Source organism: Cupriavidus necator (assembly GCF_013141915.1).
GTDB lineage: Bacteria > Pseudomonadota > Gammaproteobacteria > Burkholderiales > Burkholderiaceae > Cupriavidus > Cupriavidus necator_B.
Window position 1 is genome coordinate 50,110 of sequence record NZ_SROX01000024.1, and the last position, 22,535, is coordinate 72,644.

20 protein-coding genes and 2 pseudogenes are annotated in these 22,535 nt (G+C 61.1%); 6 read left to right on the top strand and 16 right to left on the bottom strand.

The annotated features are described in order from the left end of the window. Window positions 1-560 precede the first annotated feature (560 nt). The 7 genes from E5S69_RS29425 to E5S69_RS29455 all read right to left on the bottom strand — a co-directional run bounded on the left by E5S69_RS29425 (window position 561) and on the right by E5S69_RS29455 (window position 9,389). Entirely contained in the window at window positions 561-2,030 is a 1,470-nt protein-coding gene (locus E5S69_RS29425) for a patatin-like phospholipase family protein (protein ID WP_171517953.1), read from the bottom strand. Between the two features lie 937 nt (window positions 2,031-2,967). Then, on the bottom strand, window positions 2,968-3,327 hold the full coding sequence (locus tag E5S69_RS29430; protein WP_171517954.1) for a hypothetical protein: 360 nt from the start codon (window positions 3,325-3,327) through the stop codon (window positions 2,968-2,970). 164 nt (window positions 3,328-3,491) lie between these two features. Continuing rightward, window positions 3,492-4,274 carry an enoyl-ACP reductase FabI gene (gene fabI / locus E5S69_RS29435; protein ID WP_171517955.1) on the bottom strand — a complete coding sequence of 261 codons (783 nt, stop codon included), beginning with the start codon at window positions 4,272-4,274 and terminating at the stop codon, window positions 3,492-3,494. A 45-nt stretch (window positions 4,275-4,319) separates the two neighbouring features. Continuing rightward, window positions 4,320-5,510, bottom strand: coding sequence for an acetate/propionate family kinase (locus E5S69_RS29440; protein WP_171517956.1), 1,191 nt, complete (start codon window positions 5,508-5,510; stop codon window positions 4,320-4,322). Between the two features lie 4 nt (window positions 5,511-5,514). After that, complete coding sequence (locus tag E5S69_RS29445; protein ID WP_171517957.1) at window positions 5,515-6,453, bottom strand: phosphate acetyltransferase; 939 nt, start codon at window positions 6,451-6,453, stop codon at window positions 5,515-5,517. 52 nt (window positions 6,454-6,505) lie between these two features. Continuing rightward, a complete protein-coding gene (locus tag E5S69_RS29450; protein WP_171517958.1) occupies window positions 6,506-8,827 on the bottom strand; it encodes a DUF3141 domain-containing protein in 2,322 nt (773 codons plus the stop codon). A 307-nt stretch (window positions 8,828-9,134) separates the two neighbouring features. Further along, entirely contained in the window at window positions 9,135-9,389 is a 255-nt protein-coding gene (locus E5S69_RS29455; protein WP_171517959.1) for an RNA recognition motif domain-containing protein, read from the bottom strand. A 1,070-nt stretch (window positions 9,390-10,459) separates the two neighbouring features. Here E5S69_RS29455 and E5S69_RS32840 point away from each other — a divergent pair. From E5S69_RS32840 to E5S69_RS29480, 5 genes and pseudogenes are all read left to right on the top strand, one after another. Next, window positions 10,460-10,557: pseudogene (locus tag E5S69_RS32840) on the top strand (DUF2950 domain-containing protein); the annotation flags it as partial. A 138-nt stretch (window positions 10,558-10,695) separates the two neighbouring features. Then, window positions 10,696-13,452, top strand: coding sequence for a decarboxylase (locus tag E5S69_RS29465; protein ID WP_171517987.1), 2,757 nt, complete (start codon window positions 10,696-10,698; stop codon window positions 13,450-13,452). A 105-nt stretch (window positions 13,453-13,557) separates the two neighbouring features. Then, window positions 13,558-15,246 (top strand): aspartate-alanine antiporter, encoded by a 1,689-nt coding sequence (gene aspT, locus E5S69_RS29470; RefSeq protein ID WP_171517960.1) that lies wholly within the window; start codon window positions 13,558-13,560, stop codon window positions 15,244-15,246. 46 nt (window positions 15,247-15,292) lie between these two features. Continuing rightward, a complete protein-coding gene (locus E5S69_RS29475; RefSeq protein WP_171517961.1) occupies window positions 15,293-15,628 on the top strand; it encodes a hypothetical protein in 336 nt (111 codons plus the stop codon). A gap of 165 nt (window positions 15,629-15,793) precedes the next feature. Further along, window positions 15,794-17,410, top strand: coding sequence for a bifunctional aspartate transaminase/aspartate 4-decarboxylase (locus tag E5S69_RS29480; protein WP_171517962.1), 1,617 nt, complete (start codon window positions 15,794-15,796; stop codon window positions 17,408-17,410). Between the two features lie 696 nt (window positions 17,411-18,106). Here E5S69_RS29480 and E5S69_RS29485 read toward each other — a convergent pair. After that, window positions 18,107-18,635: pseudogene (locus E5S69_RS29485) on the bottom strand (ISNCY family transposase); the annotation flags it as partial. A gap of 271 nt (window positions 18,636-18,906) precedes the next feature. On the opposite strand from E5S69_RS29485, the gene E5S69_RS29490 reads away from it, so the two are divergent. Then, window positions 18,907-19,224: a hypothetical protein gene (locus E5S69_RS29490; RefSeq protein WP_171517963.1), complete on the top strand. Its 318-nt coding sequence runs from the start codon at window positions 18,907-18,909 to the stop codon at window positions 19,222-19,224. On the opposite strand, the gene E5S69_RS29495 is transcribed toward E5S69_RS29490, so the two are convergent. The 8 genes from E5S69_RS29495 to E5S69_RS29530 form a co-directional block, all read right to left on the bottom strand. Beyond that, window positions 19,221-19,463: a hypothetical protein gene (locus E5S69_RS29495; protein ID WP_171517964.1), complete on the bottom strand. Its 243-nt coding sequence runs from the start codon at window positions 19,461-19,463 to the stop codon at window positions 19,221-19,223. The genes E5S69_RS29490 and E5S69_RS29495 overlap by 4 nt on opposite strands. Window positions 19,464-19,742: 279 nt before the next feature. Further along, window positions 19,743-19,913 (bottom strand): hypothetical protein, encoded by a 171-nt coding sequence (locus E5S69_RS29500; protein ID WP_171517919.1) that lies wholly within the window; start codon window positions 19,911-19,913, stop codon window positions 19,743-19,745. A gap of 2 nt (window positions 19,914-19,915) precedes the next feature. After that, window positions 19,916-20,053, bottom strand: coding sequence for a hypothetical protein (locus E5S69_RS29505; RefSeq protein ID WP_171517965.1), 138 nt, complete (start codon window positions 20,051-20,053; stop codon window positions 19,916-19,918). Continuing rightward, the gene (locus tag E5S69_RS29510; RefSeq protein ID WP_171517920.1) at window positions 20,053-20,220 is read right to left on the bottom strand and encodes a hypothetical protein; all 168 of its coding nucleotides are present in this window, start codon (window positions 20,218-20,220) and stop codon (window positions 20,053-20,055) included. Before E5S69_RS29510 ends, E5S69_RS29505 begins: the two co-directional genes overlap by 1 nt. Beyond that, entirely contained in the window at window positions 20,217-20,666 is a 450-nt protein-coding gene (locus tag E5S69_RS29515) for a hypothetical protein (protein ID WP_171517966.1), read from the bottom strand. The genes E5S69_RS29510 and E5S69_RS29515 overlap by 4 nt, the downstream gene beginning before the upstream one ends. Before the next feature lies 1 nt (window position 20,667). Further along, window positions 20,668-21,162 carry a hypothetical protein gene (locus tag E5S69_RS29520; protein ID WP_171517967.1) on the bottom strand — a complete coding sequence of 165 codons (495 nt, stop codon included), beginning with the start codon at window positions 21,160-21,162 and terminating at the stop codon, window positions 20,668-20,670. Beyond that, window positions 21,155-21,790, bottom strand: a complete 636-nt coding sequence (locus tag E5S69_RS29525; protein WP_236901475.1) for a glycoside hydrolase family 104 protein — start codon at window positions 21,788-21,790, stop codon at window positions 21,155-21,157. The genes E5S69_RS29520 and E5S69_RS29525 overlap by 8 nt, the downstream gene beginning before the upstream one ends. Beyond that, window positions 21,790-22,533, bottom strand: coding sequence for a hypothetical protein (locus tag E5S69_RS29530; protein WP_171517968.1), 744 nt, complete (start codon window positions 22,531-22,533; stop codon window positions 21,790-21,792). Before E5S69_RS29530 ends, E5S69_RS29525 begins: the two co-directional genes overlap by 1 nt. Between the last annotated feature and the right edge of the window lie 2 nt (window positions 22,534-22,535).

Below are 22,535 nucleotides of genomic sequence, written 5' to 3' on the forward strand. Positions count from 1 at the left end.
CTTCATTTGACGGTGTACCCGCGTCCCTCAAGGCAGGCGGCGCGAGCATTGGCGAAGGCCTGTTGCTGCTGCTGCGACGCGGCCTGACCTTGCTGCGCAGTAGCGGCATTTTGCCTGCGGCTTTGCCCACGTCCGGCAACCGCACCAGCGGCTGCGCCGGCCCCAGCATCCCCCATGATTCCACCCACGACCGCCCCTCGCGCCGCGCCCCGCGCCCCCGCGCCTGGGGTCGTTCCGGTTGCCGTAGTCGGTGGCGGGGCCGCCTGCGGCGCCTTGGCCGGATCGAATCCGCTTTGCTGGACCGCCCACGAATAGCAGGCGGTCTCGTCGCTCTTTTGCTTTTGCGGTGACTGCCCCTTTGCGGGGTACACCGCTTGCTGTGCGTTGACATCGGCGAGTAGCCCAATAGTCAATGCAAGTATGTACAACGATTGACGCGTCATTCTCATGCCTCCTTTAATGCTTGAATAAAGCGATGTGCCTCCACCCGCGATTTGGCCAATCGAGGCAGCAACGTGAGCCACGGCCGAAACAGCAAATGAGGGCATGTTTCCAGTGCGCTACCTCCCTCGCGGAATTGCCGGCGTCTTCTGCGCCGGCGTCGGGTCAGCTACGATTCTGGCACCGACGTCCTGCAGCAGCCGTTGGAAATCGGGCGATGAGAGGATGATCTTCCCAGCGGCGGCGCGCAGCCGATCGACAGCGTCGGCCGTGATGGAGAACGACGTGGGCAGTTCGTTCAGGTACGCCAGCTCCGTCTGGTCCGTCAACTGGGCGAACGACACATCGATGGCATAGATTGTCGCGTCTGGCGTGCGTAACGCTGTGGCTATCGCAGCATCCTTGTTTTTTGCAAACGCGGAGGAATTCCGGACCTCGCGCATGGCTTGCCACCGCGACTGGCTGTCCTTCAACAGCTCTGTCGCCTCGTAGGAATAATGGTCGATCGGAACGCCAGAGGCTTTCACCAGGATAGCCAGCGTGCCCGGTGGCGATTCCGATTTGTCCCATGCCGTCTTGGGTGTTGATAGTGAATTGACGACAAAGACCACGATCCTACGGATATGGTCGAGCGGCGATGGCTGGCCGACCAAATGCAGAGCTTCCATGAGTTCCAAGGAATCCAGCACGCTGCGCATGCCCAGGTTGTCTGAAACACCGCCATCCACGAAATGGAGGTAGGGCCGGTTGATGCTGTCGCCGAACTCAGCCTCTTCTCGCAAATGACGAGTTGCACGTGCAGCCGGCCGGGGCGGGTCCCTGGCATCGACAAATGGCTTGATCCAGGCGGGTGGTTCGTAGCCGCAGGTGCCACCGTAGTTGTTGAGTGTGATGGGCGTAAGCACCACCGGTACTGCCGAAGATGCGGCAGCGGCACGGGAAAGCCGAATCGCATTCAAATCCGAGCAGAGCACGTCGAAGGTGGCCTGCGTAAAGGGCAGGCGGGCCCCAGTGGAGATGTCCGTGGCCGACGCGATGATCAACGGACCATTTCCACGATGGAGGTCGCCGAACGTCGCGCCATCGAACAAGATCTCGTCGTACAGGTCTGCAGCCAGCTCCGAGCGGCCCCATCCGCTCGACCAAAGGGCAGGCCAGTAGGCCGGATTGAGCGTGCGCCATGTAATCGTGCCCTGCACGTCGCGCTTGAGGAAGCGTCGTTCGTAATCATCGAACAGCTTTTCGCCGTATAGGCCATAGGCGAGCGCCGTAAAGCTTCCGCCCGACACGCCGGTGATGACCCCGACATGGTCCAGCAAGCGAGACTTCTTGCCTGTCGGTCCGACGACTTCGGTATTGCGCAAGAATTCAAGGACGCCGTAGGAGAATGCGGCAGCGCGTGTTCCACCGCCCGAGAAAGCCAGGATCACCAGGTTCTCGTTGTCCGTCGAGTACTGCGGGCGCGTAACAAAACGATAGCCGGCATTGGGGTCCGCGTGGGCAATCGGCGGGTTGACCGGCCGGCTGGCGCAGCCGCCCAGCAGCAACAACGCAAATATGAGCAATGCAGGCGTCGGCAATCGTGTCATGGATCCTCCGGATCCGCCCATGCATGCCTCGCTGTCATGAGCGAGTCGCAAAACCTGGCTGTCTGGAAATCGGCTTCTACCGCTAATTAGAATAGTCGGAAAGCCGGTATGGCTGCCATGGCATACGCCAAATGGCGGCGCAACCGCATGGATAATTCGATGCGCTTCGGAATGGGGGGAAGCCAGCCCTCCTTGTCATCTCTCGGATAATCGGATCAGTATGTCCTTATCCGCACTCTGTAGGGCTGCCCCGGCTTTCCCACCGGTCTCGGTCAGTGGGAACGCACCCTCCTTTTCCGCCAACTACGGCAGACACCGACGCCAGAACCGTCACCCTGAAGGGGCCAAACGGACGCGTCGTGGTTCTGCTGGTGGATAGCTATCCGGCCGCGTGCCAATGTCGAGATTGCCGCCGCCGGTCGATGACGATCCGGAAAAGCGAAAATCTCCGCTGACGTTAGGCAGCCAGAGGTACGGCGCAATAGCAAATCGCCAGTCATCGCTATCGGATGGACCGGGCGAACCGGGTAGGGCGGCTTGCGCCAATCCGGGTGCCGCGGCGAAGAGAAAAGCAATGAGAGACCTGGTGGCGCGAGTCGTAAAGCGTTGATACCAGCCTTCCGCTGCGCTGAGCCGACCTGCAGTTTGGACTGCGTTCATGGCCTCGCCCCCACTTATCCATCGCCAATACATGCGCCGGCGGGACGACCGTAGCAGCGCTCGCCCACTGCCACAAACGCCAACTCCGATCCCCGCGCTTGACTGAAAGGCATGCTGGCAGATAGCCTGTAGGCAAAGCGGATCCGGCGCCTACGCAGTCAGTGCACGGGCACGCCGGTATGGTTGGCATTACCCAAGCGCGTCAGGCTATCAACCAGCGTTGCTGGCGCCGGGATCCGCGGACGCTACCGAGCACCCGTCTATGGCACACAGTACTCTAATGTGTGCACTTTGCCCTGAACGTATCGATAAGATCGTCGCGCGCACGGTCTTTTTCCAGACCAGGTACGACTCGCCCCTGGCTCGTTGTGATCGGTCGTCCGGAGGCGGGCTGGTACGCTCGGCTGGATCTCGCGTTGAATTGCTCCAATAACTCCTGGCACTCCGCCGAATTGATATTGCCGGAAGCTACCGGCACGCGGGAGGGATGATAAGGACTATGTCCTTCCTGCACAGCCTCGCTGACAGCATCGGCTGCAGCAGCCGCACCGTCCTGGCGCTGCGCGTGTGCCATGCAGTTCAGGCCCAGCGTACCGCATACACTCATTATCGACACAATTGCCCGAATGTTGGTCATGGTGGCTCCCGTAGTCTTGGCTTCTACATTGATGCCTATGGTTGCCGTCGCTCCCTGGACGCAGGAGCAGGCAGCGTAGCAATCGCGCTATCCTGACGAACGCGGCGCATTGTATGGCGCGTGCGACGAACAGGTTCCGTGCCGCGCAAATCCACCGCGGGAGCCTACCCCATTATGTTCACACCACCATCGACGTAAAGCGTCTCGCCCGACAACCGGCGGGCATAGGGGGTGGCAAGGAAGGCGCAGGTATACCCAACATCCATGATGTCGACCAACTCGCCGAGCGGTGCGCGCTGCGCCGCGTCGGCAAGCATCAGGTCGAAGTCCTTCAGGCCTGATGCAGCCCGCGTCTTGAGCGGACCCGGCGATATCGCATGAACGCGAATTCCTTGAGACCCCAGTTCGTAAGCCAGGTAGCGCGAAACCGCTTCCAGTGCCGCTTTCACCGGTCCCATGACGTTATAGTTTGGCACGACCTTGTTGGCCCCGTAATAGCTCATCGTGAACATGGTTCCACTGTCCCGCATCAGCGGGGCAGCAAGGCGGGCCATCCGGACGAAGGAATGGCAGGAGACGTCCATGGCCTTGGCAAACCCTTCCGCGGAGCAGTTCAGCAGCCCTCCCTGCAGGTCGTCCTTCGGCGCCCAGGCCACCGAGTGCAGCAGGATATCGAGCTTTCCCCACTTGTCCTCGATCTGCTTGAACAGCGCCGCCATCTCGGCCTCGTTGGAAACATCGAGCGGCAGGAAGATGGGTGCCTGAAGTTCCTGCGCCACCGGCTCTACATACTGCCGGGTCTTTTCGTTGGCATAGGTGATCGCAACCTCGGCGCCCAGCTCATGAAACGCCTTGGCACAACCATAGGCGATGGAATGCTCATTCGCGATCCCGCATACCAGCGCCTTGACGTTGGCCAGGATCGGTTGCATGGTCTGGACGGTCATCCGACTTCTCCCCAGAAATTGAATTCAGCCGCGGCTCATCGGCGCTCATTCAGCCGCCGTGCCGATGAATGCCTTGGTGTGCCGCGCAATCATCAGTTCCTCATCCGTCGGGATCACCCATACCGCCACCCGGCTCGATTCTGCGCTGATGCGCCTCGCACCGCTGCCATTCGCCGCCGCATCGACATCGATCCCGAGCCACGCTGCCTGGCGGCACACCCGCTCGCGGATCAAGGCAGCGTGCTCGCCAATCCCCGCGGTGAAGACAAGCGCGTCGAGACCCTGCGCTGCTGCGGCTAGCGAGCCAAGCTCGCGCCCGATCCGATAGATGAAAAGTTCAACGGCAAGGCGCGCGCGGGGATCGTCGCTGGCCAGCAGCACCCGCATATCACTCGAGACGCCGGAGACGCCGAGCAGGCCGGATTGCCGATAGATCAAGTCCTCGATGTCGGCCGCGCTCATGCCAAGCTGGTTGATCAGGTACAGGATCACTCCCGGATCGAGGCTGCCGCAGCGCGTACCCATCGGCAATCCGTCGACCGCGGTGAACCCCATGGTGCTGGCAACGCTGCGGCCGGCCACCAGTGCGCACATGCTGCTGCCATTGCCAAGGTGGGCCACCACGGTGCGGCCGGCCGCTGCCCTTGCGTCGGTCCCAGGCATGACGCTGGCAATGTACTCGTAGGAAAGCCCGTGGAAGCCATAGCGGCGGATGCCGCGTTCCGTCATCGACGCCGGTAGCGCAAAGGCTTGGGCGATTTCAGGCTGCGCCCGGTGGAAGGCGGTGTCGAAGCAGGCCACTTGCGGCAGCTCCGGCCGCCGTTCGGCGAGAATCCGGATTGGCTTGAGGTTGTGCGGCTGATGCAGTGGGGCCAGGGGGCAAAGCGCATCCAGCTCCGCCAGGAGTGGTTCGCTTACCCTTTCCGGCCGGGAAAAGCGTAGGCCGCCATGCACCACGCGATGTCCAACGCCCACCAGCGTATGGCCTTCTCCATGGCTCCTCAAAAAGTCCGCCAGAAAGGCAACGGCACCGCCATGCCCAAGGTTGGTCCCATCGCCCCACTGCCGGGTTTCCACGCTGGTGCCCGAGGCATCCGCCGCCCGAAAGCTCGGCGACGTATAGAGCCCGTCGATACTCCCGCGCAGGATCAGTTCGAGTGCGTCGCCCTTGGCATCGTAGGCGCAGTACTTCAGGCTCGAAGAACCGGCGTTCAGGACAAGTATTACGTCTGCCATGTCATCATCCCTGTATCTGCCCGGATTCCCGGCGCGCCTTGGCCACCAGCACCGCCACCGCACATGACGCCAGGCGCGTCATGACAGCATCCGCGCGACTGGTCAGGATAATGGGCACCCGTGCCCCCAGCACGATCCCGGCAGCGTCGGCACCGGCCAGGAACGTCAGGCTCTTGGCCAGCATATTGCCGGCATCAAGGTCTGGTACCAACAGCACGTTCGCCCGACCGGCGACGGGAGAGTCGATCTTCTTGATGCGTGCGGCATCGAGGTTGATAGCGTTGTCCAGCGCAAGCGGGCCATCGACCACCGCGCCAGTAATCTGGTGCCGGTCAACCATCTTGCACAGCGCCGCAGCCTCCACGGTGGACGGTATCTTCGGATTGACCGTTTCCATGGCCGAGAGGATGGCGACCCGCACCTCCTTGACCTGGAGTGCATGCGCCAGATCAATGGCGTTCTGGAGGATATCCGCCTTGTCTTCCAGCGTCGGCGCGATGTTGACCGCGGCGTCGGTAATGATGAGCGCGTCCTCGTGACCGGGGACATCCATGACGAAGCAATGGCTGATCCGCCGCGCCGTGCGCAAGCCGCTTTCCCCCCTGACCACCGCCCCCATCAGTTCATCGGTGTGCAGGCTTCCCTTCATCAAGGCCTCAGCCTTGCCTTCGCGAACCAGCCGCACGGCGGCGGCGGCAGCGGCATGGCTGTGCTCGGCATCGATGATGGGATACTGGCTGATATCAATATCATTGGCCTGAGCGATCTCCTGGATACGACCGCGGGGCCCAACCAGGAGCGGCGCAATCAGGCCCAGTCGCGCGGCCTCCACCGCGCCCTCCAGCGAACTCTGGTCGCACGGATGGACGACTGCCGTGGGCGTGGGGGGAAGGGACTTGCAGTAGCCGATCAGGCGCTGATACTTCTCATGCATGGCATTCACGGACTTTCTCCTGCAGGTTGCTGTGGATTTCCATCGACGGCGGCACGTGGCGCTAGGACGAGGGTCCCACCGGTGGCACCGCTCCACGGCGCGGCCGATCAGGCTTGACCGACAGGGCTGCACGGATACGCAGCAGCATCGCGGCTTGCTCGGACGTCGGCGTGCTGCCAAGCAGCCGCTCGTCGTCCCTGAGCTTCTCGGCCAGTGTTAGAAGGTGGGAGCGATCGTTCTGGTCATGCAGCAGGACCGGCAGCGTCTCGAGTGCCTGTTCCGGCGCATACAGTGTGATGAGTTCCTGCTGGCCACGAACCTGGCGCCATGCCTCCGGGGGCAGTTCCGGCAGCAGTTCCGCGTAGTCCGTCACCAGCTCTTTGCGTAGCTCGAGCCTGGACAGCGGCAATGGCTCGCCCTGACGCTTAAGCAGGCAGGCCACCCGGGCGATGGCTTCCGCGTAGCCGCCATCCCGGATCGAAGCTAACGCCGCCTTGACCTCCGGCAGTTCGCGCGGCTCAGTAACCGCCGGCCGGCCGGCATGCGACGTCTTGTCCTGCGGCAAGACCGACAACATGTTCGCGTACACGTTGAAGAAGGCGGCTTCCGTCATCGCATCGCGCACGGCACGATAGGCGTCGAGGCCGGCGCTGAGCACTTCCGCGCCTGCCTGCTCTCGCTGGCGCAGCGGATGGTCATCGTCCAGCGCCTGCCGGTTAGACTTGATCGCATTGGCAGCCGCACCTAGCCAGCCCATCCAGGGATTCAGATCGGAAAACGCCCAGTTCTGCATCCTTAGCGGATGGAACTCTCGCAGCATGCGTGCCGTCGTTTCGTTCGACATGGCTTGCACGTACGGCTGGGCGAACAGTTCATAGGCGCGCTGGTTGAATTCGGAGACGGCAGCAACGGCCTCGAACGGCCTCTCGTCGGCGCGCTCGAAGCGGTTGAGCCTTTGCGCGATCTCTTCGAGAGAATGCTCGCGGAATTTGACCTCGTACTCGACGCCATCGCCGGACTTCCGCTCATGGATCACCATGCCGTAAAGACCCGGCGCCAACAATTCGATGCTCTGCAGCACGGAAACAATCTGCGCGTGTTCCTTCTGTGCGACCTTACCGGAAACGAAGATGCCGAGGTGGCCGACATCCTGGTGCATCATCCCGACGATGACCTGCCCCCGGGCCTTGATTTCCTCGGTGCTTCCATAGACATCCACCACCCAGGTGAATGCCTGTTGCGGCGGCGTGATGTTGTCACCCATTGAGGCAAACAACACGATGGGAGCCTTGATGTCGCGCAGATCAAAGCCCTTGCCGCCGGCATCCTTGACATCGCCGCTCCAGAGCTTGTTGCCCACGAAGAGGTTACGCGTGATCCATTCGATTTCTTCGCGGTTCATCAGATAATAGCCGCCCCACCAGTGCTCGAACTCCAAGAAGCGCGGCGGCTCGGTATCGGCCTTGCGGTACAGGTTGTAGTACTTGTCCCACAAGCTGTTGGCCGGATTCAGGTTCTCGAAATTCTGGACCAGCCAGGCACCGTCGAACTTGCCGTCGCCGAGATCCGCCGTCAGGGACGCCAGCCATGTCCCGCCTAGCAGGCCGCCCGAGTAGCGCATCGGGTTGTCGCCTTCGCCCGCGGTCCAGGCACCGCCCCAGTAAGACATCGGCGCGCCGTTGATGACAATGGGCCCGGTGTCGTCCGGATCCGACGCCGCGAGCATCATGGCGGCCCAGCCTCCCTGACAGTTGCCGATAATCGCCGGCTTCTGGCTGTCAGGATGCAACGCACGCACCTTCTTGATGAACTGCTGTTCCGCTTCACATACGTCCAGAAGCGTTTGCCCGGGCTCCGGGTCGCGGAAGAAGATGACGAAATAGACCGGGTGGCCCGCGCGCAGTGCCACGCCGACTTGGGAGTCGTCCTTGAAGCCGCCAATGCCAGGTCCGTGCCCTGCACGCGGATCGATGATGACGTAGGGGCGACGGCGATTGTCGATCGTGACGCCCTCCGGCGGTGTGATCTTAAGGAGCGCATAGTTGACGGGCCGCGCGAAGCTGCGTCCATCCAGCACGGTCTCGTACTCAAAATGCAGAACCGGCTTGAGGCCTTGCACCGCATTCTCGACAAAGTTGTTGCCCCGCTGTCGTATCGTGTCCCAGAACAGAATGGCACGCTGCATGCTGTCAACCGCGTAGGCATAGGCGTTCATCGGATCCGCCGCGGCCAGCCAGCCAGCCGGCGTAGCCGGGTCTCCGGTCATGGCTTGCTGCGCCCGTTTGTTGAAGGCCTCTTGCGCGTTCCTGAGGCGCTTTTGCAGCACTACGCTTGTCTTCACGCCCACGTCGCGGGCGTGAGCCAGTTTCTGTCCTGTATCCATGCTGGCCTCCACTAAAGGCATCGTCGAAAAATGAGGCTTGGCCTCCGATTCACGACGAATTGGACCAACTTCCAATCTCCGCCCTTACGGGAAACTTTACGTCTCGGGGCGCCGACACCGGCGATTTCCCCCTTGCCGTACCGATTGCGGTGGCTTGTCCTGGTGCATGCGTATCGTCCACGCGAGTATCGGGTGGTGCCCATACAGCCGCCGTTGTCGCCAGCACGACAGCCGCGAGAAGGCGTAGTCATGCCTTTCGCCTTCAGCGTGAATGATGAAGTGTCAATGAAAACGGGCTGCCCGCGGTTCAGCCGAAGCGCTCTCTGAGTACCTGTGCGCTAAGCTGTTTCCCTTTCCAGTACATACCGTGAATACGGCTTCTCAGCTTGTCCAAGGCATCACTGTCCAGCGAGTCAAAGGTCAACCTGGCAGCAGGCCTACTGCCGTCCCCGTCGAGATACTCGATGTCGTTGAATTCCGGCAATCCATACTTGACCAGGAACGCACGGATTTCCTCCTCAGTCGTATCCGGATCGACGTTTGCTAGCAACAAGACAGACATGTTTCCTCCCTAAGCGTGTACGTACATCATGGAAAGACTGAAACCTATCTGCCACTGCGTTCGAATTGGCCAAAAATGCGATACCGGAATTCCAACCAGGCCGATGAACACGCTGTGGTTAAGGGTGGAGTGAATACTCTATGTGTAACCATCGGCGGTTCCAAGATGAAATTTTGCGGCGCCGAATAGGAAAAAACTTGAGCCTGGCACACGCGGCCGATTGATCACTTCAAGGCAGAAGCTGCGCAGAGTGCGAAGTCGTTGTGGCTCCAAGTTGCCACAACGATGGCGCGTACCAGCCTGCTTGGTAGCGAACGATTACAGCCACTCAGGAGCGATTCGCAACTGGCATGGAACAACACGACGCGGCGATGACTTGATGGCTACATGCAGGGCGAAGTCCAACCCGGTGCCATCCTTGATGGTTTGTGCCGCTCCGACCTGTAGGGATCGGAGTCTCTAACGCCGCCCGCAACCTAGACCGCCAAAGGTACTCGCCTCGCGCGCCAACTCCAAAGCCGCAACTCCGTCATGATCCCGATCCCAGGCTCGAGTTTCCCCGATCGACGTCGCACTGCATGGTATTGCCGTCACCACCTAGTCCGAAAGCGTTGTCCCGCCTTCCGTCGCATCACGCCCGCGAAAGCCGTTGCGGCTCGATGCGCCGGCGGTGCTTCGGCCAAACTCCCTAGCGGGTTGCATTGTCGCGATAGGCAAGCCCGTTCCGGGGCCGCGCGTCATGTGGGGGACACTGCGCTGCGACAACAAAGCAACGTGCGCGTGGACGTGCACTTCTGACGTTTAAAGGAATTCTTATTTCTGCTTCGAAAAGATTTCATAGGTGTCAGCGGGGCGTACGACTAAAGTTGGCGGACGATAGAGAGCACCAGTTGCCCGGCTTCCCTCGTGAGAGGACGCAACATCCGTATGGCGCTCGAACTGACCGGTAAAGACGACGACTGGACATAGCAGATTCCGCTGGTAAAGACGAAAAAGGGGCGGCAATTCGATACGCGCGCGGGGTTGAGCAAATGCGTGTGCGCCGCATCGGCCGCAACGAACTGGCGGTGATGCAGACCTTACTGGCCGATTGCGATGCGCAGAACGACTATGCGCCGATGAACCGGCGACGAGCGGTGTGTCGCTGTACGCCGCAAAGCTGCCCAGTTCGCCTGGCAAGCGCGATGGCCTGTACTGGCCGAAAGCCCGGCGAACCGCAAAGCCCCCCGGACCGTCATCGTCGAAGCGCTGTGCGATGCCATCGCCACCCGCTTGTGGACATCCACCCGTACAGCGGAGAAACGACATGGCTGTAACTGAAGCAACGACACCAAAGTTCGAACTCAATCAGTTCTTCTCGGCCTGGGACGCTCGGGTCGACCGCTGGCGCGTCCTCAACCGTATCGCGCGCAACCTGGCGGCCGAAGGAGCGAGCAATGCTGATGATATGCGCCGGCAAGCCAAGACTGTGTTGGACGAAGTCCAGCCGATCGAAGAGCTGAACGCCTACCCCGGACTGCACTTGTTTGCGCAAGTGCAGGAGCGCCTGTCGGAAGGGGATTGGGTTGGCCTGGAACGCATCGTCCAGCGCATCAGTGGCGCGTTACTTTCCAATAGCTATCGGGACGACAGAGAGGCCTGGGTTGCCGACGACGACGGTGAGTCGCGCCTTCCGGATCTCCTGCCACCATCGATCGGCCGTGGACAGAGCCGCAAACCGTATTTCGAGGTGCTGCTGGTGGCGGCCGGCGAGCGCTCGACCTGGCCTGATTTGCGTGACACCTTCCGCCGGCTGCGGCGCGATGACGATCAATTCATCTATGAAACGGTCGTGGTCGGCAATTTTGAAGACGCGCTGCTGGCAGCCATATTCAACTGCAATCTTCAGTCGGTCGTGATTGTCGATGGCTTCGGCTTCGCGTCGCAATACACCTCACCGGCATTGCGCGACATCATTGTGCGCAATACGCCGACAGGGACCGGAGCGGCCATGGTGGATATGGGTACTGCGCTGGCCAACCTGCTGCGGGGCCTGCGCCCCGAGCTCGATGTGTTCCTGTCCACAGACCGCGACGTTGGTCATCTTGCCGGCTCCGAGGAGGCCGCGCCGCTGCGCCGGATATTCTATGGCGCGGAGGAACCCATGGAAGTCCATCTTGCCATTCTGGACGGCATCAAGGACCGCTACGACACGCCGTATTTCGACAATCTGAAGCACTACGCGGCACGGCCGATCGGTACCTTTCACGCGCTGCCAATCGCCCGAGGCAAGTCCATCTTCAAGTCGAACTGGATTCGCGACATGGGTGAGTTCTATGGCGCCAATCTGTTTCTCGCGGAGTCATGCGCCACCACCGGCGGGCTGGACAGCCTGCTGGAGCCAGCCGGCAATATCAAGGTGGCGCAGGACAAAGCTGCGCGGGCATTCGGCGGCGACCGGTCCTTCTTCGTCACGAATGGTACCTCGACCGCCAACAAGATCGTCCACCAGGCGCTGCTCACGCCGGGTGACATCGTCCTGATCGACCGCGACTGCCACAAATCGCACCACTACGGCATTGTCCTGGCCGGTGCGCAGCCGCTCTACATCGATGCCTACCCGCTCACTCAATATTCGATGTACGGCAGCCTGGCAATCCGCCCCATCAAGCAGGCGCTGCTGGCGCTCAAGGCCGAAGGCAAGCTCGACCGGGCGAAGATGCTGGTGCTGACCAATTGCACGTTTGACGGCCACATCGCCAACGTGGAACAGACCATGCTGGAGTGCCTGGCCATCAAGCCGGATCTCATCTTCCTGTGGGACGAGGCGTGGTTCGGCTTTGCCCGATTCTCGCCGCTGCTTCGCATGCGCACCGCGATGGGGGGAGCGGCCAAGTTGCGCGAGCTGATGCATGATTCGGCCTATCGGGAAAAGTACGAAGCCTTTAAGGCATCGCTCGATGGCATCGGCGACACCGATGCACGACGGCTCGACATGCCATTGCTGCCTGACCCGGACCAGGTGAAGGTACGCGTCTATGAGACAGAGTCAATCCACAAGTCAATGTCGTCCTTGCGCCAGGGTTCGATCATTGTGGTGGCCGACCAGCAATTCCACACCGTCGAGGCACAGTTCAAGGAAGCCTTCTTCACGCATACCTCGACATCGCCGAACCTGCAGATCATTGCCTCCATCGATGTGGCCCGGCGGCAAATGGAACTCGAAGGCTATGAGCTGGTGCAGCGCGCGCTGCAACTGGCCATCGAGATCCGCAAGGAGATCAATATTCATCCGCTGATCTCAAAGTACTTCCATGCCGCAACCCCGGCGGACATGATTCCGGCGGAGTATCGCGTTTCCGGATTTGCCGATTACGGCATGCCGGGCAGCACCGTCGCGGATGCTACCCAGGCCTTGCGCGCCGACGAATTCTTTCTCGATCCGACACGCATCACATTGCTTTGCGGCAACGCGGGCTACGACGGCACCCGCTTCAAGGGACTGCTCGCCGAATCCTACGATATCCAGGTCAACAAGACATCACGTAACAGCGTCCTGGTACAGATCAATATTAACAATACCCGCAGTGACTTGGCGCACCTGATCAAGGCGCTGGCAGATATCTCCCGCGGGCTGGAGCGTGAATGGGAAGAGGGCGGCGACGAGGAGCGAGCCAGTTTCCAGGCTCGCGTGAAGGGACTGGTTGAGGATGTGCCCCATCTGCCGGACTTCAGCCGCTTCCATAACGCCCTGCGCAAGAACAGCGAGAGCGCAACGTCGGAAGGCGACATGCGTGCCGCCTACTACCTGGCCTATGACCCGCAGGCTTGCGAGTGCATCCGCCTGAATGATCCCCGTATCGACGAGCGGCTGACGAATGGCCCGGAACTAGTTTCCGCCAAGTTCGTTATTCCCTATCCACCAGGCTTTCCAATCATGGTTCCGGGCCAGGTGATCACGCCAGAAACCATTGCCTTCATGCGCAAGCTTGATGTGAAAGAGATCCACGGATTCAACGCAACGCGCGGCCTTGAGCTGCTTAAGCCTGAAGCGCTAGACGCGATGAAACGAGAATCGGGCTGATCTTTGTCGCGCACGTAGTCATCTGTATTCCGCAGGAATTGCCGGATGGACTGATGCAGGGAAAGCACCCGACTTCACCTGTCCATCGCTAACCGGAGGAGCGCTATGTCATGGTTTGTGGAAACACTCAAATCGTATCCTGAGATTGCGATCTTCCTCGCGCTGGGGATCGGCTACTGGGTTGGCGGGAAAAGCTACAAAGGCTTCAGCCTTGGGGCGGTCACGTCGACGCTGCTGGTGTCAATTGTCATTGGCATCCTCGGCGTGAAAATATCGCCCAATGTGAAGTCCGTCTTCTTCCTGATGTTCTTGTTCGCCGTGGGCTATGGCGTCGGTCCACAGTTCGTACGCGGCATCGCCAAGGACGGTTTGCCACAAGCCATGTTCGCCTTGGTCATGTGTGTGTTGTGCCTGGCCGCCTCAGTCGCGGCGGCAATGCTGGCCGGATATGACCTGGGTTCCGCCGCCGGGCTCTTCGCGGGATCGCAGACAATTTCCGCGTCGATGGGGCTCGCCACCGATGCCATCAATCGCCTCGGCATGCCACCCGATCAGGCAAAACAGCTTCTGGATGCCATGCCGATCGCCTATGCCGTTACCTATATCTTCGGTACGGTCGGTTCGGCAATCATCCTCGCGCAACTCGGCCCGAAGCTTCTGGGCATTGACCTGGTCGCCGCTTGCAAGGATTACGAAATGAGGTTAGGCGCCGGAGAGGAGGGGGAAGTCGGTACCAAATGGCATGATTTCGAATTGCGCGCCTATTCAATCGCGCCCAATAGCCCATTTATCGGCAGGGCAGTAGGGGATCTGGAGGGAGGCACACAGGAGGGCGTCCGGGCATTTGTTGAACGCATTCGTCGCGGCGGCAAAATCATTGAGGCGGACCTTGCCACCAGGCTCGAGCCTGGTGACGTTGTCGCGATCGGCGGCAAACGCGATCAGTTGATTGCCCGCCTCGGGCCAAGTGGTCGCGAAGTTGAGGATGTTGAACTGCTCGACGTAAAGACGGAGGGCGTTGATATCTACATCACCAACAAGGCCGTTGATGGCCATACTTTGCAGGAACTCGCCCGCTGGCCAGGCGCGCGTGGCGTGTTCCTCAAGAAAATCAAGCGCGGGCCGACCGAAACCGTGATCCCGGTGCTGCCCAAGACGAAACTCTACCGCGGCGACGTGGTGACGTTGGTCGGTCGCACACAGGATATCAACGCGACTGCGAAGGAACTAGGCTACGTCGACCGGCCTACGACGGTGACGGACGTAGCGTTCATGTCACTTGCGATCACCGTTGGCGCGCTCATTGGCGCAGTCGTTCTGAAGGCAGGGGGGGTTCCCTTAACCCTTTCCACAGCAGGTGGTGCGCTGATTGCCGGCATTGTCTTCGGATGGTACCGAGCCATACATCCGACCTTTGGCCGCATTCCGGAGCCGACTGTCTGGTTCATGAACTCCGTTGGCCTCAATGTCTTCATCGCCGTTGTTGGTATCTCTGCGGGACCGGGCTTTGTCGCCGGCCTGCAGAAGCTCGGCATCAGTCTGTTCCTCTGGGGCATCTTTGCTACGTCGGTGCCGCTTTTTATCGGTATGTACCTGGCCAAGTACGTGTTCCGTTTTGACCCCGCCATTCTGCTCGGCGTATGCGCCGGCTCGAGGACCACTACGGCTGCATTGGGAATGATCTGCGAAGCGGCAAAGAGTCAGGTCCCGGGTCTCGGCTACACCGTCACCTATGCGGTCGGCAATACGCTACTGACGATCTGGGGCATGGTGGTGATCATGATTCTCTCGTGACTTAGCCATGACTGGGTCTGATTTCCATATTGGATACAGGTCTCACATGATGAACTTGCTTGCTACGCTGATACTCGGCGCCACGCTGGCCGTTTCGGGTTGTACCTACTATGGCTATCCGCCCGGCACCGCCGTACCCGCAAGCTACGATCGCTCGTTCTTCGCGGCGGCGGATGCCATGCGCGATCAGGATGTGGTGGTCAGCACTCAGGACCAGGCGGGCGGGACGGTCGTGGGGCAGCGCCAGGGAACCGGTGTGACCGCCACCGTACGGCAGCAGCCTGACGGCAGCGTGCGGGTGCAGTTCAGCGCCAGTGACTCGCGCGATCCCGGATTACTCGATCGTATTTCGCGCAGCTATGACCGTCGGATGGGACGCTGATTGCGAAAGGGCGAGCGCGTTCCGCTGGCGGTGGCCGACAGCAAATGCCCCTTAGTAGTTCGCATCCAAGGCTTGCTGTGGGCTGCCAATCGTTGACTAGAATGATCCCGTTGCTGGATCAAAATCGCAGTTTTCCGCCATGCAATAATTCTTGGGGAATGCGTCATGAGCAAGCCAGATATATCGAAGTTGGGAAGTCTCTCGCCGTTTGAACTAAAGGATGAGTTGATCAAGCTGGCGGGAAGCGTTTCAAACCGGCTGATGCTGAATGCCGGACGTGGTAACCCGAACTTTCTTGCAACGGTTCCACGCCATGGCTTCTGGCAGCTTGGCCTGTTTGCGATGACCGAATCCGAACGGTCCTTTGCATACCTGACGGAAGGGGTCGGAGGTTTTCCCCGCAGAGCAGGTATCGAGGAGCGCTTCGATATCTTCACGCGATATCACCGCGACACACCGGGAGTCAAGTTCCTGACCGGTGCCGTTTCTTTCGTACGAGACCAGCTCGGCCTGGATGGAGGCGATTTCCTCTATGAAATGTGCGAGGGCATTCTGGCTTGCAACTATCCGGTGCCGGATCGCATGCTCAGGCTAAGTGAAAAGATCGTCAAGCAATATATCCGGAAGGAAATGATCGGCGCCCATCCGTTCCTGGGCGATTTCGACTTGTACGCGGTCGAAGGCGGTACGGCCGCGATGACGTATCTGTTTAATTCGATGCGTGTCAACCGCCTTCTCAATGCGGGCGACAAGATCGCCTTGGGCATGCCAATCTTTACGCCGTATATCGAGATTCCGGAACTGAAGGAATACGAGCTCACCGAAGTGATGATTAATGCAGATCCGGGTGCTGGCTGGCAGTACTCCAACGAGGAACTGGACAAGCTGCGCGATCCGAAGGTAAGAGCATTTTTCCTGGTGAACCCGAGCAATCCACCATCGGTGCGAATGAGCGATGAGAGCCTCAACTATCTCGCTGCCATCGTCAAAGACCGTCCGGATCTTATTATCCTGACCGACGACGTCTATGGCACCTTTGCCGACAACTTCGTGTCGTTGTTTGCCATGTGCCCGAGGAACACCATCCTGGTGTACTCGTTCTCAAAGTACTTTGGTGCGACCGGCTGGCGACTGGGCGTAATCGCCACCCACAAGTCGAACCTGTTCGATGAAATGCTGGCTAAGCTGCCACAAGCTGATCGCCAGGAGCTGAACCATCGCTACGAATCCATTACTACCGAACCGGAGAAGTTGCTGTTTATTGACCGTATTGTTGCGGACAGCCGCACGGTGGCACTCAATCACACGGCGGGCCTTTCCACACCGCAGCAAGTGCAGATGGTGCTGTTCTCGCTGTTCGCCCTAATGGATTCGACGGAAAGCTACAAGAACGCGATGAAGGGGTTGATCCGGACCCGCAAGGCCGCCTTGTATCGCGGCATGGGTGTCGCGGCTGAGCCGGTGGATTCGAACGTCGTCGACTATTACACGCTGCTCGATGTGGAGCAGCAGAGCCGGGATGTTGGCGAGGATTTTGTCAAGTGGCTGCTTGAATCCGTAGGGCCCCACGAGTTGTTGTTCCGCCTGGCCGAAGAAGCTGGCGTGGTGCTGCTGCCTGGCAAGGGATTTGGTACGCGACATCCGTCGGGACGGGTTTCTCTGGCCAACCTCAACCAAGAAGACTACGTGAAGATCGGTCGCAGCGTCCGCAAGCTGCGCGACGAATATCTCGATCGCTACCAGAAATCAGGAGGAAAGATTGACGAGGGAAAAAAGAAGTAGACCTTCAGGCGCGCGGAAGCGCGATGGTGAGACAGAGTGACGAGTTCAGCGGCGGCGCCGGGCGTTTGAGCAAGTAGCCGCCCGACGCCGGGCGACTGTCATGCAGCTTCATGGTCGCGACCAGCGGCTATGTGCTCAGTCTCCCTCGAATACTTCGCTTCGCTTGGCTGGAGGAAAGGCTCCGTTCCACGGGTCGGCGCTATACAAGATGGAGTAATCGGTCGGGAACAGTCCCTTGAATGGTTCTGGGTATTGGAAGGCGGGGACGGGGACCAATTCGCCGTGTCTGTTTACCCGGAAAGCCTCGACGAGCCGGGCGTTGCCGGCGAGCCCTTGGCCAAAGACGTAGTAGTAAGTGCTCGAGTTCCAGGTCAGTGACCGAGCCTTGTATGGCCCTATGATCCCGAGCGGCACACTGTAACTTAGGCATGCCTCACGCGCTTCGCGCAGGTATTGCAACTTGGTAAGCCGCTTTGTGCGGAGCGGATGAGGGTCGGGGAGCCGGCGTCGTGTATTCATACCGTCTTTACTTGCAGGGTAGGCCGACTGAGTAATGTTACCGGACAGCTTTAGGTTAGAGGACTTCGCAAGGGTGACATTACTAAAAACGGCCCACATTCGCTGTCAAAACTAAAGTCAAATGCCAGTCCGAACGTGCTTTTTGTGCGGGGTTGAATGCTTTGCTGGGGGATGGTGACGACTGTCGCGCTGCGCCTGCACCTGCGCCGTGATGGCCAGCACGTGCCCGGCCGCTTTTGCTCGACGATCGCGCCCTGCTGAATCGCGCCGAGCCGGTCAAAGGTGGTGTAGGGGAGGGACGCGCCGTGGGCCACAGCTCGATGCGCCCGTCCGGGTACTTGTCCTCGTCGCCGCGCAGCGGCCGGCGCGCATCGAAGTCGCGTCTGGGCACCTTGGCGAAGCGCGCATTGAAGTCGGCGATGAAATGCGGCGCAAAACCGTTGGCGGCGTCCATGGTGCTGATCCCGCGCAGCCGCAGCTCCTTGACCAGCTGGTCCTGCAACGTGCCGTTCATGCGCTCCACGCGGCCCTTGGCCGGGCTCGAATTGGCACTCAGTATGTCGATATTGAGCTCGAACAGCGCGCGTCCGAACTGGGTGTGGCCGCGGCCTTCGGCGCTGTCCTTCGCGTTGACGCGGAAGATGCCGGCCTTGTCTGAGTAAAACGCCATCGGCTTGCCGCGGCGCTCGAACCGACGGAAAGTCGCCAGCATGCCAGCTCCGGCAAGAAGGTACGACATGTCTACTTGGTCTAGGTACGACAATTCTATTTAGCCCTGACATCTTTGTTGCGCATAATGTATATTATGTTAAATCGACTCTGTGGGACGCCAATGTATAGCCGGCGCGGCTTTCAGGAAGAAAACCCCTCTCGCGCATGATGCGCGCCACGGCCGCCCCGACTCATATTTCCAAGCCCGGCACAGACCGGGCTTTTTCATATAACGGGTCATCATGTCTTCACAACACGCGAATTTTTTGGAGTTCCAACACTGGGCGCGCAGCATCCCGCCCGCACTGCTTGCGCGCTACCTGCGCTGCTCGCCGGCCACGGCGCGCGCCTGGCAGTCAGGCAAGCGCCCGGCGCCCTGGTGGGCCGTCCACGTACTACGGCTCGACAAGATCGAGCGCGACGAAATGGCCCGCCAAATGGGCTACGCGCACCTGTTGCCCAAGCTGGGAATCGTCAGCGGTGACGTGATCCAGTTCCGGCCACGGCGCGCGCAGCCGAAGCCTGCGCCGGCTCGGCCGGCCAGCGTCACGCCGATGCCGGAACCCGGCCAGATGCAAGCCTAGTCCTTGCCGATGGACGTGGTTTTCCAGAAGCCGTCTGGCAGGCCTGTCGTTTCCTCCATCGAGGTTCGTTCGCCGTAGCCTTCCGGCATATTCTTGGCCTGCCACGCCGGCAGGCATCCCCGGAAGGTTGGAACACAGGCCGGCTCTTCTTCCTCGGCCGGCTTTGCCAGCATCGACAGGGCCATATGCGCACCAGTGCCCGCCGCCGATACCGTGCCGCTGTACGGGTCCTTCTTCATCAGTTCCGCGGCGCCTCGCGCTACCTGCTGCATCTGCTCCTCAGTGCCGGTGTATCGGATGGTCCCGCACCCCGCCACAGCCAGCACCGCAACACCCGCCAGAATCCTTCGCATAACCCCTCCCGTTGTTTTCCGGCAGTGTAACGAAAAAAGCCCGGCCGAAGCCGGGCAATCCCCTGTGCAGCGCGATACCTGGTCAGCGCTTCTTGCGCTTCCTGAACTGGCCGTTTGCCTTGCGCGGCGGCAGTCGTTTCTTGGTTGCCATGCTCTCTCCTGTTGTCACCACAATACGCGGCCCTGCTGATCCTTCAGCGTGACCGTCCCTTGATCTGCAATCCACGCCTTGAGCCCCGGGAAGCGCGACAGGATGATGGCGGCGCAGATGACGCCCCCGATCACGATCAGCGTTTCCCGGCCAATCTCGGCCGGCGTGGGGATAATGGCCTTCACGTTCATTCGCCAATGCCCAGCTTTGCCTCTATCCTCGCGAGGCGGGTTTCCAGGCGCACCACGTAGCGGAAGCCGAACAGCGGCACCCCCAGCAGATTGACGACGCCGCAGGCGAGCGCTACCGCTTCCGCCGCTGCCATTACTCGCCCCGGCCTTCCGGCAGGAACACCGCCACCGCGCCGGCCAGCGCCACGCCGGCACCTTCGATTGCGTGCAGCTTAGTCGGGTCGATGCCAAAGAACGCGCCTAGGCACGTCAACGCCGCCCAGGTGGACGGCTCGCGCAGGCGTTGTAGGATGAATTTCAAGATGCTCTCCTGATACGCGGGTACACGAAAGCCGCACCGCCCGCATTCTCGGTCACGACCCATGGATTGATTGGCCGGCTGGCAATGGTGCCCATCCAGTCGGACAGCGGCGCCGGATCGCCGTAGATCGGGTAATCGGTACGCAGCCCATCCGACAGCGAACTGAGGAAGGCGCCAGCGGGGCATGCGAACGACGCATCTAACGTGCGCCCTTCCGCAATGGCCCGCTCGCACTCTGTCATGTCGGTGCGCGGCACGCCCAAGGCATCCCCGATGCCGAACACGATGCCCTTACCGCCCTCCACCACCGCACCGCCCAGCGCCTGGCCGAGATTGCCCGCCGCACCCGCAACCGCAGCGCCCAGCCCGCCGTTTTTTTTTACGACAAAGGCGATCGCGGCGATTGCTCCGGCGGCCAGCAGCAGCTTTGCGGTGGTGTCTTTCATGTCAGCCACCGAAGCCCGGGTACTGCACCAGGGAACCGAAGCCGTAGGCGCCATTGAGGCCGCCGATTTCCCGGTCGGTCAGGCCGCTCATCGATTCTTCGAAATTGCCGTAGCCATTGTTGAAGTTCGAGACGTTGTAGCCGCTTCCGCCGAAGATGCCGCCCACCGCTTCGGTGCCACCGCCGCTGTAGATCGCATCCGGCGAGCCAGTTCCGAAGATGTTGCCCAGCGAGAAGCCACTACCAGTGCCAGACGGCCCACCGCCCCCGCCCAGGCCGCGCAGCCCTCCAAGGATCGATCCGACCACGCCCACACCCATCTGCGTGTAGGCCAAATCGCGCTGTACCTTCATATCGGGCCGCAGTTGCGCCGCCGTGCCCACCGGCACGCCGCCGGCCACCGCCGCGCGCGAGCGCAGCGCGAGGAACGCCATCGCGCCCACCGCCGCCAGCATCAAAAGATCGGGGCCACCGCCCCCTGCCGCTGCCTTAGCCATACACCACACCCCCTGCCGCCTCGTATGCGGCTTGCAATCGGTTCAGCGCCACTTCCGGCTGGCCGTAGCCGGCGCCGGGCATGCTCGCCCAAATCTTGCGCACCTTGCGCACCGCCAGCGCAAAGCGGCCGGCGTCCACATCGCCCAGGGCGCCCGCCTCGCGGATCAGTTCCAGCGCCGCCGCGTCCTGGCTGGCCGGCGTGAAATCCGACAGGCCCAGCCGGGCCGCCAGCGTGTCCCACGTCCTGCGCAGGAACTGATACGCGCCCGCCGCGCTGCTGCTGATCGGCTTGCCGTTGGACAGTGCCGTCACCACCTGGCGCGGATGGTCCGCGAAGGACTCGAACAGGCCGCCGCCAAACAGCGTGCGATATCCATTGGCGCCCGCCGTGCCTTCTGCGGTGCGGATCATCATCAGGAAGGCGGCGCGGTTGCTCGCGGCTTGTCCCATGTCGGTTTCCTCAGTGCCCCCGAAGATCGCGCCCTCGGTGGCGTCGTAAAACAGGTTTTCAGCCTGGTCGATGAAGTCCGGCGACTGCGCGCCGGGTTCCTCGCTGCGCTGCCAGTCACGCCACACCACGTAGCCCACGGCGGCGAGTGCCAGCAGCGCGAACTCGTAGCGGGTCATCAGATGGTTTCCTCGACCATATCTGCGTACATGTACACGTCGCCCGCAAGCACGGACGACTGCGCGGTGATGCCATATCCGGGCAGCAGTACCAGAGGCCGCTTAGGCTCATAGCTGAAACTGTTCGTCAGCGTAATGATCCCTTGTCCAGCGGATGGTGTCGCACTATTGGCGGCCCGGATTTCCCCGGCGCCCGCCGCTCCGCCGCTCAGTTTCGCGGCGAGGTTTCCCCCAAGCGTGCGCGCTACCGACTCGTACACCAGATTGCAAGAGGTAGACCCCGCGCCGTTCACGCTATAGACGCGCTCAACGATCAGCCGCTTGCCGCTCCCTGCCGGGTTCCACAGTTGAACAAAGGCATACTGCCCCGCAACTGGTCCCTGATACTTGCTCATGTACTGCGCCTGGCCGGTCAGCGTCAGCGAACGCGACGTGTCAATGACGTTCACATCGCCGCTGATGCGCTGGTCGAAGAAATCACCCGAGCCGATCAGCAGATATCCCGACAGCGCCACGCTGCCGCGATTGAACACCACCCAGCGCGTGACCTGCTCGCTGAATCGGAAGCCCTGCCCCGGCTTGAGGCTGATGTTGCCTTGCGCATAGTTCGGGCGAATCTCGATCTGCGCAAAGGGATCTGTGGCGCTGATGAACTGCACCCGATCACCGGCCACGTCGATGTTCTGTGCACCGCCAGCGGGAATGTTCAGGTCGTACTGCTGTACCGATTCGATGATGCCCACGC

Excerpts from the sequence above, each read along its gene's own strand:
- E5S69_RS29450 (WP_171517958.1), bottom strand. The coding sequence starts at position 8,827 with ATGGATACAGGACAGAAACTGGCTCACGCCCGCGACGTGGGCGTGAAG.
- fabI (WP_171517955.1), bottom strand. The coding sequence starts at position 4,274 with ATGACCGTCCAGACCATGCAACCGATCCTGGCCAACGTCAAGGCGCTG.
- E5S69_RS29440 (WP_171517956.1), bottom strand. The coding sequence starts at position 5,510 with ATGGCAGACGTAATACTTGTCCTGAACGCCGGTTCTTCGAGCCTGAAG.
- E5S69_RS29515 (WP_171517966.1), bottom strand. The coding sequence starts at position 20,666 with ATGAAAGACACCACCGCAAAGCTGCTGCTGGCCGCCGGAGCAATCGCC.
- E5S69_RS29475 (WP_171517961.1), top strand. The coding sequence starts at position 15,293 with ATGATGAACTTGCTTGCTACGCTGATACTCGGCGCCACGCTGGCCGTT.
- E5S69_RS29495 (WP_171517964.1), bottom strand. The coding sequence starts at position 19,463 with ATGAAGAAGGACCCGTACAGCGGCACGGTATCGGCGGCGGGCACTGGT.
- E5S69_RS29425 (WP_171517953.1), bottom strand. The coding sequence starts at position 2,030 with ATGACACGATTGCCGACGCCTGCATTGCTCATATTTGCGTTGTTGCTG.
- E5S69_RS29525 (WP_236901475.1), bottom strand. The coding sequence starts at position 21,790 with ATGACCCGCTACGAGTTCGCGCTGCTGGCACTCGCCGCCGTGGGCTAC.
- E5S69_RS29430 (WP_171517954.1), bottom strand. The coding sequence starts at position 3,327 with ATGACCAACATTCGGGCAATTGTGTCGATAATGAGTGTATGCGGTACG.
- E5S69_RS29465 (WP_171517987.1), top strand. The coding sequence starts at position 10,696 with ATGGCTGTAACTGAAGCAACGACACCAAAGTTCGAACTCAATCAGTTC.
- E5S69_RS29480 (WP_171517962.1), top strand. The coding sequence starts at position 15,794 with ATGAGCAAGCCAGATATATCGAAGTTGGGAAGTCTCTCGCCGTTTGAA.
- aspT (WP_171517960.1), top strand. The coding sequence starts at position 13,558 with ATGTCATGGTTTGTGGAAACACTCAAATCGTATCCTGAGATTGCGATC.
- E5S69_RS29455 (WP_171517959.1), bottom strand. The coding sequence starts at position 9,389 with ATGTCTGTCTTGTTGCTAGCAAACGTCGATCCGGATACGACTGAGGAG.
- E5S69_RS29505 (WP_171517965.1), bottom strand. The coding sequence starts at position 20,053 with ATGGCAGCGGCGGAAGCGGTAGCGCTCGCCTGCGGCGTCGTCAATCTG.
- E5S69_RS29520 (WP_171517967.1), bottom strand. The coding sequence starts at position 21,162 with ATGGCTAAGGCAGCGGCAGGGGGCGGTGGCCCCGATCTTTTGATGCTG.